Origin of the sequence: Nocardiopsis trehalosi NBRC 14201 (assembly GCF_001552555.1) — a bacterium.
Lineage (GTDB): Bacteria > Actinomycetota > Actinomycetes > Streptosporangiales > Streptosporangiaceae > Nocardiopsis_B > Nocardiopsis_B trehalosi.
In genome coordinates, this window is sequence record NZ_BCRK01000174.1 from 1 (window position 1) to 12,984 (window position 12,984).

General features: G+C 76.6%; 10 protein-coding genes. 4 read left to right on the forward strand and 6 right to left on the reverse strand.

Annotation, left to right across the window (positions count from 1 at the left end):
* Positions 1-87: 87 nt before the first annotated feature.
* Positions 88-1,176: a VIT1/CCC1 transporter family protein gene (locus tag NT8_RS22865; RefSeq protein ID WP_067973451.1), complete on the forward strand. Its 1,089-nt coding sequence runs from the start codon at positions 88-90 to the stop codon at positions 1,174-1,176.
* Positions 1,177-1,289: 113 nt separating this feature from the next.
* Here the strand turns inward: NT8_RS22865 and NT8_RS22870 are convergent, their stop codons facing one another.
* Positions 1,290-2,099 carry an SDR family oxidoreductase gene (locus NT8_RS22870; RefSeq protein WP_067973454.1) on the reverse strand — a complete coding sequence of 270 codons (810 nt, stop codon included), beginning with the start codon at positions 2,097-2,099 and terminating at the stop codon, positions 1,290-1,292.
* 112 nt (positions 2,100-2,211) lie between these two features.
* Complete coding sequence (locus tag NT8_RS22875) at positions 2,212-2,640, reverse strand: VOC family protein (RefSeq protein ID WP_067973457.1); 429 nt, start codon at positions 2,638-2,640, stop codon at positions 2,212-2,214.
* A gap of 180 nt (positions 2,641-2,820) precedes the next feature.
* Between NT8_RS22875 and NT8_RS22880 the strand changes: the two genes are divergently transcribed.
* Together NT8_RS22880 and NT8_RS22885 are read left to right on the forward strand one after the other, a co-directional pair.
* A complete protein-coding gene (locus tag NT8_RS22880; protein WP_245646294.1) occupies positions 2,821-3,780 on the forward strand; it encodes an oxidoreductase in 960 nt (319 codons plus the stop codon).
* Between the two features lie 135 nt (positions 3,781-3,915).
* Entirely contained in the window at positions 3,916-6,507 is a 2,592-nt protein-coding gene (locus NT8_RS22885; RefSeq protein WP_067973466.1) for a penicillin acylase family protein, read from the forward strand.
* A 46-nt stretch (positions 6,508-6,553) separates the two neighbouring features.
* Here the strand turns inward: NT8_RS22885 and NT8_RS22890 are convergent, their stop codons facing one another.
* The 4 genes from NT8_RS22890 to NT8_RS22905 all read right to left on the reverse strand — a co-directional run bounded on the left by NT8_RS22890 (position 6,554) and on the right by NT8_RS22905 (position 10,898).
* Entirely contained in the window at positions 6,554-7,948 is a 1,395-nt protein-coding gene (locus NT8_RS22890; protein WP_067973469.1) for a DUF1266 domain-containing protein, read from the reverse strand.
* A 101-nt stretch (positions 7,949-8,049) separates the two neighbouring features.
* Entirely contained in the window at positions 8,050-8,718 is a 669-nt protein-coding gene (locus tag NT8_RS22895) for an IclR family transcriptional regulator (RefSeq protein WP_067973471.1), read from the reverse strand.
* 22 nt (positions 8,719-8,740) lie between these two features.
* Positions 8,741-9,679, reverse strand: a complete 939-nt coding sequence (locus NT8_RS22900; protein WP_067973474.1) for a hydroxymethylglutaryl-CoA lyase — start codon at positions 9,677-9,679, stop codon at positions 8,741-8,743.
* 1 nt (position 9,680) lies between these two features.
* Positions 9,681-10,898, reverse strand: a complete 1,218-nt coding sequence (locus NT8_RS22905) for a CaiB/BaiF CoA transferase family protein (RefSeq protein WP_067973477.1) — start codon at positions 10,896-10,898, stop codon at positions 9,681-9,683.
* Positions 10,899-11,425: 527 nt separating this feature from the next.
* Here NT8_RS22905 and NT8_RS22910 point away from each other — a divergent pair.
* Positions 11,426-12,787, forward strand: coding sequence for a GntP family permease (locus NT8_RS22910; RefSeq protein WP_067973481.1), 1,362 nt, complete (start codon positions 11,426-11,428; stop codon positions 12,785-12,787).
* Positions 12,788-12,984: the final 197 nt, after the last annotated feature.

Consider the following 12,984-nt stretch of genomic DNA (forward strand, 5'->3'; position numbering starts at 1 on the left):
TACGGCGACCGCCGACACAGCACCCCGGCGGCCCGACCCCGCTGCCCGGGCACATGCGGCCGGGGGCCGCGGGTAGCGGGGGTCCCCATGGTGGACGAGCGATCGGACGCGCCGACCGCGGCGTCGGGTGCGACGCTGCGGCGCCGGCGCCGCATGCTGGCCGACGAGCGGGAGACCGCCCGGGTCTACCGCGAGCTGGCCGCCCGGCGCACCGGCGAGGAGCGCGAGGTCCTGCTCGGCCTCGCCGCGGCCGAGGAGCGGCACGCCGCGCACTGGGCGGACCTGCTGGGCGCGCGGGCCGGGCCGCCCCGGCGCGGCTCGCCGTCGATGCGGCTGATGGCGTTCCTCGCCCGCTGGTTCGGCTGGGTTTTCGTGCTCGCGCTCATGCAGCGGGCGGAGAACCGGTCGCCCTACGCGTCCGACGCCGACGTGCCGCCCGCCATGGCGGCCGACGAGCGCGTGCACGGCGAGGTGGTGCGCGCCCTTGCCGCGCGCGGGCGGGCCCGCATGTCCGGCACCCTGCGGGCCGCGGTCTTCGGCGCCAACGACGGGTTGGTGAGCAACGTCGCGCTGGTCCTCGGCGTGGTGGGCGGCGGCGCCGGCACCGGCACCCTGCTGCTGACGGGCGTCTCCGGCCTGCTGGCGGGGGCGCTGTCCATGGCGGCGGGCGAATACGTGTCGGTCAGCTCGCAGCGCGAACTGCTGGCCGCCGCCGCGCCGGACGATACAGCGGGGGAGTCCGTCGCCGCCCTGGACGTCGACGCCAACGAACTGGCCCTGGTCTACCGGGCCCGGGGGATGCCCGCCGACGAGGCGCGGCGCCGCGCCGACGCCGCACTGCGCCGGGGGCGCCCCGCTCCGGCGCCGGGGCCGGAGCGGGACGACGGGGCGGACGTCGTGGGCAGCGGGCTCGGCGCGGCCGGATCGAGCTTCCTGTCCTTCGCCGCGGGGGCCGCGGTGCCGATCCTGCCCTTCCTCGCGGGAGCCGAGGGGACCGCCGCCGTCGCCGCCGCGGGCGTGCTCACCGGGGCCGCGCTGATGCTGACGGGCGCCGTCGTGGGCGTGCTGTCCGGGGCGCCGCCCCTGCGCCGCGCCCTGCGCCAGCTCGCGATCGGCGCCGCCGCAGCGGGCACCACCTTCCTCCTGGGCACGGCCTTCGGCGCGGTCACCGGCTGACGCGCGCCCCGCCCGCTGCGCGGTGGGGCACCGTCGGGACACCGTTCCACGTGAAACAACGCGCGGCGCGGAGCGGCGGGATGGCGGCGGGGCGGCGGACCCGGCGCGGCCGGTCAGAGGCCGTGGCGGCGGGCGGTCAGGCGCAGGACGGCCGACCGGGGGAGCAGGCGCCGCAGGGGGAACACCAGCGGGGCGGCGCTGCCCACCGCGTACAGCGGGCGGGGGCGGGGCGCGTCGACCGCGCGCAGCACGGTCGCCGCCACCCGCTCGGCGGAGACGCCGCGGGCCTCGTTGGCGTCGAGCCGCCCCAGCATGGTGCGCAGCTCGGCGCCGTAGGGCGAGTCCGGGCGGACGTGGATGGTGCGCCGCCCGCTGATACCGGTGTTGATCGACCCCGGCTCCACCGTGGTGATCCCGACCCCGAACGGGGCGGCCTCGCGCCGGGCGGCGTCGGCGAACCCCTTCAGCGCCGCCTTCGACGCCACATAGGACGAGCGGTAGGCCAGCGGGAAGCTCGCCAGCATCGAGCCGACCATCACCACCCGCCCGTACCGCCGGGCGCGCATGCCCGGCAGCAGCAGCTGGGTCAGCCGCACCGCGCCGAAGACGTTGGTGCGGAACAGCCGCTCCACCGCCTCCATCGGCAGCTCCTCCAGCGGGCCGACCTGGCTCTCCCCGGCGTTGTTGACCAGCACGTCGACCTCCCCGGCGGCGGCCCCGCACGCCTCCACCGACGCGGGGTCGGCGAGGTCGAGCGGCAGGAACGCGACCCCGGGCGGCGGGTCGGCGACGGCGCCGGGGTTGCGCGAGGTCCCGTACACGCGCAGGCCGCGGGCGGCCAGCGCGGCGGCGACGGCCCGGCCGATCCCGGAGGAGGCCCCGGTGACGAGCGCGGTGCGCGTGCGCGAGGCGGTGTCGGACATGGCGGGGCCCTTCTGCCAGGGGACTGCGGACGTTCGCGCCTGCCGCATTCCTACCGCCCGCACCCGCCCCGGCGGAAGCCCCGGCCGTTCCCCCCTGCGCCTCGTGGTGGTGTCAGGCGGGACCGGAGTCGGCGCGCGCGGAGATCTGCTGCACGGCCCAGCCGTTGCCGTCCGGGTCGGTGAAGTGGACGAAGCCGACGTTGTCGAGGTCGTCGCCGTCGCGGACCGGGCGCGGGCCCTCCGCGCCGTACACCTGGATGCCGCCGACCTCCACACCCCGTTCGCGGAGCAGGGCGTGGGCGGCGCGCAGGTCGGCGACCACGAGCTGGAGGCCCTGGAGCGACCCCGGCGCCATGCCGGTGATCGCGGGCCCGAAGACGATGGAGCACCCCGACCCGGGCGGGGTGGCCTGCACGAACCGGGGCCCGCCGATGGTGGCGGTGTCGTGGTCGATGTGGAAGCCGATCCGGTCGGCGTAGAACTCCTTCGCCCGGTCCACGTCGGCCACCGGGACCGCGACGACCTCCAGCGTCCAGTTCACGGGCACGTCCTTTCGTCGGTGTCGGGCCGTCGCACGCGGACCGCGTGCCGCGGCTCCTCGGAGCCAAGCTAGCCGCCCCCTCCGGCGTTTCCGAGGGCATCCGGGGGCGCGCCGCGCGCCGGCGGCGGCCGCCGCCGCCGGCTTGATCTGGAGCGCGGTCCACGTCCTAGCGTCGCCACCATGAAGACGATGACGCGGCAGCGGCCGATCGGCAGCGGATACGGCGCGGACAGCACGGCCGAGGACGTGCTGACCGGGATCGACCTCACCGGGCGCACGGCCCTGGTCACCGGCGGGTACTCCGGGCTGGGCCTCGCCGCGACGCGGGCCCTGGCGGGGGCGGGGGCGCGCGTGGTCGTGCCCGCCCGCCGCCCCGGCCCGGCGGCGGAGGCCCTGCGCGGCGTCCCGAAGACCGAGGTCCGCCCCTTGGACCTGGCCGACCTCGGCGCCGTGCGCGCGTTCTGCGCCGACCTCGCGGCGACCGGCCGCCGGTTCGACCTGGTCGTCTGCGGTGCGGGCGTCATGGCCTGCCCGGAGACGCGTGTCGGCCCCGGGTGGGAGGGGCACTTCGCGGTCAACCACCTCGGCCACTTCGCCCTGGTCAACCTGCTCCGCCCGGCCCTGGCGGGCGGGGCGCGGGTGGTGTCGGTGGCCTCGGCCGGGCACTTCCTGTCCGGCATCCGCTGGGACGACCCGCACTTCCGCCGCGACTACGACCCCTGGCTCGCCTACGCCCAGTCCAAGACCGCCAACGCCCTGTTCGCCGTCCACCTGGACGCCCTCGGCGCGGCCGACGGGGTGCGGGCGTTCGCGGTGCACCCCGGCAGCATCCTCACCCCGCTCCAGCGGCACGTCCCCCGCGCGTCCTGGGAGGCCCTGGGGTGGATCACCCCGGACGGCCGTCCCGCCCCCGGGTTCAAGACGCCCGAGCAGGGCGCGGCGACGGCGGTGTGGGCGGCGACCGCGCCGCTCCTCGCCGACCGGGGCGGCCTGTACTGCCAGGACTGCGACGTCGCCGCCCCGGCCACCACCGACGACATGCTCGTCGGCGGCGTCAAGCCGTGGGCCGTCGACCCCGAAGCCGCCGCCCGCCTATGGTCCCTCTCCGCCGACCTGACCGGCACCGACGCCTTCTCCTGACCCCCGCCCCCGCCCGGCCGGGCCCGCCGCCGCCCCGTGCGCGGCGGACCCGGGACGCGTCGGCGCGCGCATGCCGGGCGGGCCGCGCCCGCCCCGGTGGTGGGGCGGGGCGGGCGGGCGGTCTAGAGTGCCGCCATGCGCGGAGGTAGAACACGTTTCAGGCGGTGGCCGACGGCGGCGGGCGCCGCCGTCCTGGTGCTCGTGCTCGCCTCGGGCGGGCTGGGCTGGTGGGCGGTGCAGCGGGCCTTCCCCGACGTCGACGGCGCCCTGGCCCTGCCCGCCCTCGACGGCGAGGCCACCGTGCACCGCGACGCCCACGGCATCCCGCACATCTACGCCGACACCCCCGCCGACCTGTTCCGCGCCCAAGGCTTCGTGCACGCCCAGGACAGGTTCTGGCAGATGCACTTCAACCGGATGACCACCGCCGGGCGGCTCAGCGAGCTGTTCGGCGAGGCCCAGGTCCCCACCGACGTCTACCTGCGCACCATGGGCTGGCGGCACGTCGCCGACCAGGAGTACGACCTGCTCACCGACGACACCCGCGCCCACCTCGACGCCTACGCCGAGGGCGTCAACGCCTACCTCGACTCCCGCGACCCCGGCGAGTTGGGCCTTGAGTTCAGCGTCCTCGGCGTCCTCAACGGCGGCACCGACATCGAGGAGTGGACCCCCGTCGACAGCCTCGCCTGGCTCAAGGCCATGGCCTGGGACCTGCGCGGCAACATGGAGCAGGAGGCCGAACGCGCCAACCTGCTCGCCTCCGGTCTCGAGCGCGACCAGGTCGAGGAGCTGTTCCCCGCCTACCCCGAGGCGGACCACCGCCCCATCGTCGACGGCGGCGGCGTCCGCGACGGCGCCTTCGACCCCGAGGCCGGCGGCGGGGACACCGAGGACGCCGCCGACACCGGCGACACCGCCCGGCCGCCCGCCGCGGCCGCCGGGGTGCTCGACGCGGTCGGCGCCGGGCTCGACGCCGTCCCGCCGATGCTCGGCCCCGACTCCCCCGAACTCGGCTCCAACTCCTGGGTGGTCTCCGGCGAGCACACCGCCTCCGGCCTCCCGCTGCTCGCCAACGACCCGCACCTCGGCGCGCAGATGCCGTCGGTCTGGTACGGGGCCGGGCTGCACTGCACCGAGATCACCGACGCCTGCCCGTTCGACCTCGTCGGCTACGGGTTCGCCGGGCTCCCCGGCACCGTCATCGGGCACAACGCCGACATCGCGTGGGGGTTCACGAACTTCGGCCCGGACGTGGCCGACCTCTACCTGGAGCGCGTCGAGGGGGACGCCGCCATCGTCGACGGCGAACCCGAACCGCTGGAGACCCGCGAGGAGACCGTCCGCGTCGCGGGCGGCGCCGACATCGACTTCACCGTCCGATCCACCCGGCACGGGCCCCTGCTCTCCGACGCCGAGGCAGCCCTCGACCTGCGGGAACTGGGCGACCGCCCGCACGTCGACCCCGACGGCACCCCCCGCGCGCAGGCCGCCGACCCCGGGGACACCGGGTACGGCGTGGCACTGAGCTGGACCGCCCTGCGCCCCGGGGTGACCGCCGACGCCATCTTCGCCATGAACACCGCGACCGACCTCGACACGTTCCGCGCCGCCGCCGCCTCCTTCGAGGTCCCCGCGCAGAACCTCGTCTACGCCGACACCGAGGGCACCATCGCCTACCAGGCGCCCGGCCGCATCCCGGTGCGCGGCGAGGGCGACGGCCGCTGGCCCGCCCCCGGGTGGGACTCCGCCTACGACTGGACCGGGTTCATCGACTACGACGAACTGCCCACCGTCCGTGATCCCGAGGACGGCTACATCGTCACCGCCAACCAGGCCGTCATCGACGCCGACTACGACCACCTGCTGACCGCCGACTGGGACTACGGGTACCGCGCCGAGCGCATCGCCGTCCTGCTCGACGCGGCCGTCGAGCGGGGCGGGCTGACCGCCGGCGACATGGCCGAGATCCAGCTGGACGCCGAGAACAGCGGCGCGCGCACCGTCGTCCCCTACCTGCTCGACGACGCCGTGGAGGTCGGGGGCACCGCCGCCGAGGCACGCGGCCTCCTCGCCGACTGGGACTTCCAGCAGGACGCCGACTCGGCCCCCGCCGCGTTTTACAACGCCACCTGGAACCACCTGCTCGACCTGCTCCTGGACGAGCTGCCCGACGACCACCCCATGGACGCCGGGGCGCGCGGCTGGCTCGTGGTGTCCGGCCTGCTCGCCGACCCCGACTCACCCTGGTGGGACGGCACCGAGGCGAGCGGCCGCGCGGACGTGCTGGCCGCCGCCATGGAGCGCGCCGCCGCCGACCTCACCGAGCGGCTGGGCGACGACCCCGCCGGGTGGCGCTGGGGCGACCTGCACGTCCTCACCGCCACCCACCCGTCGCTCGGCACCTCCGGGATCGCCCCGGTCGAGTGGCTGTTCAACGGGTCGCCGGTGGCCGCCGCCGGCGGGTCGAGCACCGTCAACGCCACCGGCTGGGACCGCACCGAGGGGTACGGGGTCACCACCGTGCCGTCGATGCGCTACACCGTCGACATGGCCGACCTCGACGCCGCCCGCTGGATCGACCTCACCGGCGCCTCCGGGCACGCGTTCCACCCGCACCGCGAGGACCAGACGGAGCTGTGGGCGCGCGGCGACACGGTGCCCATGCCGTTCACCCGCCCGGCCGTGGAGGAGCTGGCGCACGCCACCCTCACCCTGCGCCCGTGAGCGCGCGGCCCGCTCCGCGCGGGGCGGGCTCAGGGTGCGTCGTGGATCAGTGCCAGTCGCGGTGCAGGGGGAGGTGCCACTCGGCGACGTTCCACGGGCTGCGGGGGGAGGACGCCATGGCCTCGTAGGCCGCGGTGAAGTCCGCGTGGTGGTCGGCCGCGCCGCCGGCCCACAGCTGGCGGCCGTCGAGGTAGGCGGCGCCCATCTCGCGCCACGAGCCGTAGTGGCGCTGGATCTCGGCCGCGATCGGCAGCATGGCCCGCCAGCAGTCCTCGGCGGGGATCCAGTCGAGCATGTGGCCCCAGCGGTAGAGCATCATCGCCCGCCCGTAGTCCCAGACGAGGTACCGGGAGCGCACCGCGTCGGGGTGGGCGCCGTGCAGCATCCGCACCCGGCCGCCCTCCTCGCGCCAAAAGTCCCGGTCGGCGAGCAGTTGGCGGGTGAACGAGCGCACGTCGGCCGCCACGCCGTCGGGCACGCGCGGGTCGCCCAGGACCTGGGCGTCGAACGCGGCCGCCGCGCGCCCGCCCGCCGCGCCGTGGCGCAGCGTGACGATGCGGCGCACCGCGTCGCGCAGCGGCGGGGCGTCGAGGGTGGCGCCGCCCCGGACCAGCCCGTCCGCGTGGCCGAGCAGCCACAGGTACTCGTCGCGGGCGTGCGGCGGCAGCCCCGCCACCCCCGCGCTGAGGGCGAAGTCCTCGCGGTGCCCCGGGTCCAGCAGCCCGTCGACGCAGCGGGCCAGCCCGGCCGGGTCGTGGGTGCCCCAGGCGGACGCCAGCAGCTCGGCCGCCGACGCCCGCTGCCGCTTGGCGACGAACGCCATCGCGTCGGTGCCCAACCGGTCGGTGGGGAACCCGTTGACCTCGGCGAACACCGCCGACGTGCCGATGATCCACCACTGGACGGGCGTCAGGTCGCTGCCGTAGGCGCCCGCCCCACGCACGTCCGTGCGGGCGATCAGCTCCCACAGCCGGTCGCGGAACTCCCGCGCCCGCGGCTCCTCGCTCGCGCGGAACTCGCCCAGCTTCACGTCGACGCCGTGCCCCCGGAAGCGCAGGACGACCATGTCGATGCCCCGGTCCAGCACCAGCTCCTCGGGGCGGACGTGGTCGAACGGCACCCGGACGCGCTTGTACGCCACCGTCCGCTGGGCCACCCGGATCTCGAAGCCGGAGCGGCGCTGCGCCCACCCGAATCCGGCGAGGAGGACCGCCCCCAGCGCCAGGCAGACCAGCGCGGCCGGGCCCGTGGCGACGAAGTGGACGACGGCGGCCGCGATCCACAGCGCCAGGCCGCCGAGCAGCAGCAGCATGCTCGACGCCGACCACGCGGTGAGCAGGACCGGCACCTTCACGGTGCTCTCGTCGGCGTCGAAGTAGAAGTCGTTGCGGGCGAGGGTGCCCTCGACCGCCGCCTCCAACTGCTCGATCTGGTTGGCCATGCGGGTGGACTCACTTCCGTGGCGGCCGGGCGCCGGAGCGGCGCGCCGGGGTGCCGGTGGGGCCGGGTGCGGCCGCGCCCGGTGCGGGCGCCGAGGGGACCCTATCCGGTGGTGTCGGCCGGCTCCTCGCGGCCCGTACGCAGGGCCTCCTCGACGCGGCGCGCGGCGGCCGCGACGTCGGCCCCGAACAGCCGGCCCGGCCCGGGGTCGAGGCGGTGCAGCGGCCCCGACAGGCACACCGCCGCGACGGTGGCGCCGTGCAGCCGCACCGGGGCGCTCACCGACCCCACACCGGGGGCCCGCTCCGCGCGGCTCTCCAGCCAGGCGGCGCCGTCCGGGTCGCAGCCGCCCATCAGCACCCGCGCGGACGAGCCGTGCGGCAGCGGCAGCAGGGTGCCCGCCGGCAGCCCGGCGCGCAGCTCCTGGGCGGACTCCACGCTGAGCACGCAGAGCCGGTGGTCGGCGCGGCGCACCCACACCTGCACCGACTCGCCGGTGGCGGCCGCCAGCTCCTCCAGGACCGGGCGGGCGAGGTCGGCGATCGCCGCGGTGGCGAACCGGGTCCCGAGGTGGAACCGGCCGCCGGTGTCGCGGCGCAGCAGGTCGTGGGCGAGCAGCGCGGCGGTCAGCCGGTGCGTGGTCGACACGCTCAGGTGCAGCGCGCGGGCGAGTTCGCTGGTGCCCATGGGCCGGCTCTCGACGGAGTCGAGGATGGCCACCGCCCGGTCGAGGACGCCGACCCCGGTGGTGGACCTCTCCGTGTGGGCCATAGTGCGACGAAAGGTAGTGCCGCTACGGTGCGGAGTCAATCGCCCCGGCCGCCGCCGGGACGGGCCGGTCGGCCGGGCGGGCCGGGACGCGCGCCAGCGCCGAGTCGAGCGGGCGGCCGACCGCCGCGGCGAGGTCGTCGCGCAGCGCCGCCAGCCGCTCCGGGTCCACCCCGGTGTCGACGCCCTCCCGGTGGAACAGGTGCACCAGGTCGTCCGTCGCGACGTTGCCCGTCGCGCCCGGCGCGAACGGGCACCCGCCGAGGCCGCCCAGCGCGGCGTCGAACCGGCGCACCCCCAGCCCGTACGCGGTCCACGCGGACGCCGCCGCCATGCCGTAGGTGTCGTGCAGGTGCAGCCCGACCCGGTCGACCGGCACCACACCGCACACCGCCGCGACCGCGCGCGCGACGTCGCCGGGCGACGCCCGGCCGATGGTGTCGGCGAGGTGCAGCCGGCGGACGCCGAGCGCGGCGTAGTGCTCGGCGACCCGCACCACGCGCTCCACCGGCGTGGGGCCGTCGAACGGGCAGTGGAACGCCGTCGCCACGCACCCCTCGAACGGGATGCCCGCGTCGCGCAGGACGGCGGCAGCGGCGGCGATGCGGCCGCACACCTCGGCGGTGGGGGCGCCCCCGTTGGCCCGGCTGTGCCCGTCGCTCGCCGAGACCACCAGCCGCACCGCCGGGGCGCCCGCCGCGACGGCGCGGTGCGCGCCCCGCTCGTTGAGCACCAGGGTGTGCGGTGTCGCGGGCACCCCCGCCAGCCCGGCGACCACCTCGGCGGTGTCGGCCATGTTCGGCACCCGCTCCGGGTGGACGAACGCGCCCACCTCCAGGTGCCGCAGGCCCGCCGCCACCAGCCCCCGCGCCAGCCGCACCTTCTCGGCCGTGGGCACGGAGACCGGTTCGATCTGCAGCCCGTCGCGCAGGGCCACCTCGGTGATGACGACCGCGTCGCCCATGTCAGACCACCCCTTTGTCGCGGAGCGCCGCCCGGTCGGCGGCGGTGCGGCCGAGTTCGGCCAGGACCTCGTCGGTGTGCTCGCCGAGGTCGGGGCCGAGCCAGCGGGTGCCGCCCGGCTCCTCGGCCAGCTTGGGCACGGTGCCCGGGAACAGCACCTCGCGCGGCGCGTCGCCGCCGATGCGCACGGGGTGCCGCTCGTGCATGCCGCGCGCCGCGAAGTGCGGGTCCGCCACGATGTCGGCGACGGTCAGGATGGGTCCGCTGGGCACGTCGGCGCCGGCCAGCAGCTCCAGCGCCTCGGGGCTGGGGCGGGCCGACGTCCACTCCGTTATGGCGGCGTCGATCTCGGCGCCGCGCGCCACGCGGCCCGTGTTGACCGCGAGGGCGGGGTCGTCGGCCAGGTCGGCGCGGCCGATCAGCCGCATCAGCCGCCCGTAGATGGCGTCGCCGTTGCCGGCCACGATGACGTACCGGCCGTCGGCGCAGGGGTAGGTGTTGGACGGGACGACCCCGGGCATCGTGGTGCCGGTGGGTTCGCGGGGCACGCCGAACGCGTCGAAGTCGGGGACGGTCGACTCCATCAGCGAGTACACCGCCTCGTACAGGGCGACGTCGACCGTCTCCCCGCCCCGGCCCGACCGGCGGCGCAGCAGCCCCATCAGGGCGCCGATCACCGCGTACAGACCGGCGACGGAGTCCGCCAGGCTCACCCCGGTGCGCACCGGCGGCTGCCCGGGGTAACCGGTGAGGTGGCGCAGGCCGCCGAACGCCTCGGCGACCGCGCCGAAGCCCGGCCGCTCGCGGTAGGGGCCGGTCTGGCCGAACCCGGAGATCCGCACCAGGACCGCGTCGGGGTTGACCGCCCGGATCTCCTCCGGACCCAGCCCCCACTTCTCCAGGGTGCCGGGGCGGAAGTTCTCCAGGACGACGTCGGACCGGGCGGCGAGGTCGAGCGCGATCTCGCGGCCCTCGGAGGTGCGCAGGTCGAGGGTGACCGACCGCTTGTTCCGGGCGAGGCTGCGGAACAGCAGCGACACGTCGCCCGCGTGCAGCCGCCACGAGCGCAGCTCGTCGCCGGTGCGGGGGCGTTCGACCTTGATCACGTCGGCGCCGAACTCGCCGAGGAGCCGGCCCGCCGTGGGGGCCGCGATGAAGTTGCCGAGTTCGAGGACCCGGGTGCCGGCGAGCGGTCCGGGGCCGCTGGGGGTGGGCGGCATGGGCGGTGGTCTCCCGATCGTCGCGCGCCCGCCGGCCGGCCCCGCCCGGTGGGGCGGGCCGTCCGGCGCTGCGCGGGGGTGGTGGTCGCGCGGTCGTCCGTATCGGCCCCGTCGCCCGGGGACCGAAGCTCTTGCCGAATTATGGAATTGTGTTGCCACTATGCGGCAATGTGACGGACCCTAACACCGCCCCCGCCGCGCCGACAAGGGTCCGGCCGCAGGTCGGCCGCCCGGCGGCCCCGGGTGGTGCAGGTCACAGGTCGTGTGTACAATCCGGTCGTCCGTCCTCGTCGCCCGAGGACCCCGCGCCGCCGGCCCCACCCCGCGCCGGCCGCGCGGCACGCGGCGCCGCCGTCGCCGCCCCCGGCCGCCGGCGCGCGGCCGTCCTGCTCCTGCCCTCGCCACCCGTGCCGGCGCGCCCCCTGCGGGCGCCCGCCGGCAGGGCCGCCCCTTCGCGTGAGCCCTCACGCCGCCCGTGCCGCGCCCGCGCGCCGCAGCGGGCGGCGGCGCAGACGAAAGCAGGCCCCATGTCCGATATCGCCGTCCTCGGGAACACCGCCGTCGCCATCATCGGCGTGGTGCTGCTGATCCTGCGGGCCCGCATCAACCCCGCCATCGCGCTCGTCGTGGGCGCCCTCTACCTCGGTCTCACCACCGGCCTGGGCCCGGAGGAGACGCTGACCACCGTCGCCACCGGGTTCGGCGACCTCATGGCCGAGGTCGGCCTGCTCATCGCGTTCGGTGTGCTCCTCGGCTCGGTGATGTCCTCCCTCGGCGCCATCGAGAAGCTGGTCCGGCTGCTCGTGCGCTCCTTCGGACCGCGCGCGCTGCCCTACACCTTCGCCGTCACCATCGGCACCGTCATGCAGTCGATCTTCGCCGACGTGCTGCTGGTCATCACCGCCCCGCTCGCGCGCCGCCTCGCCCCCCGGGTGGGCGCCTTCGGCGCGGCCCGCATGGCGGCGGCCATGGCGCTGGGCATCGAGGTCGGCCTGACCTTCGTCCTGCCCGGTGTCGGCGCCATCGCCCTCGCGGGCGTGCTGGACGTGCCGTTCGGCCGGATGTTCCTGTTCGGCACGGTCACCGCCGCCGTCGCCATCACCCTGACCCTGCTGCTGTTCACCGCCCTGGTCCGCCGCGGCTTCTGGAAGCCCGAGCTGGACGAGAACGACGACTTCACCGCGATCGACGCCGCCGCCGAGCGGGACGCCGCCGAGGAGCAGGCGCGGGTCCGGGAGGACGCGCTGCCCCCGCTGGGCCTGTCCCTGTCGCCGCTGCTGCTCGCGCTGGGCCTGATCGCCTTCGGCGCGGTCGCGGAGATGGCCGGGCTCGACGGCCCGGTCGTCGCGTTCTTCGGCGACCCGGTGGTGGCGCTGCTCATCGGGCTGATCGGCGCCTGCCTCATCGCCCGGTGGCGGCTGCCGCGCGCCGAGAGCGAGGCCGCGTTCAAACGCGGGTTCCACGAAAGCGGGCAGATCCTCATCCTGACCGGTGTCGGCGGGTCGCTGGCCGCCACGGTCCAGGCGATCGGGCTCGGCGACATCCTGGAGGGCTACTTCTCCAGCAGCACCGTCGCCCCGCTGCTGCTGGTCTGGGTGGTGGCCGCCTGCCTGCACATCGCGATCGGGTCGGTGACCATCTCGGCCATCACCGCGGCGGGGGTGCTCTCGCCGGTCATCCCCGCGCTCGGCATCGACCCCGTGTTCGTCGCCCTGGCCGCCGGGGCGGGGTCGCTGTTCATCGTGCACGCCACCAGCAACACGTTCTGGCTGCTCCAGACGCTCCTCGGGCAGACCACGCGCGGCACGCTCAAGTCGTGCACGTTCGCGGTGTCGTGCGCATCGGTGATCGCCATGGGGCCGATCCAGCTGATGGCGCTCGTCTTCTAGCCGGCCGCGCCACCGGCGCCGCGCCGGCGCGGCGCGGCGCGGTCAGCCGTCGGCGAAGCGCCGTATCGGCAGCACGCGCCCGGGCGGCCGGGGCCGGGCGGCGTCCAGGTCGCCCACCGGCCGCCCCGCGCCCGGCTCCGCGCCGCCCGGGGCGGCCGGGGCGCTGTTCGGCGGCGGGGCGTGCGCCTCGCCCGAGG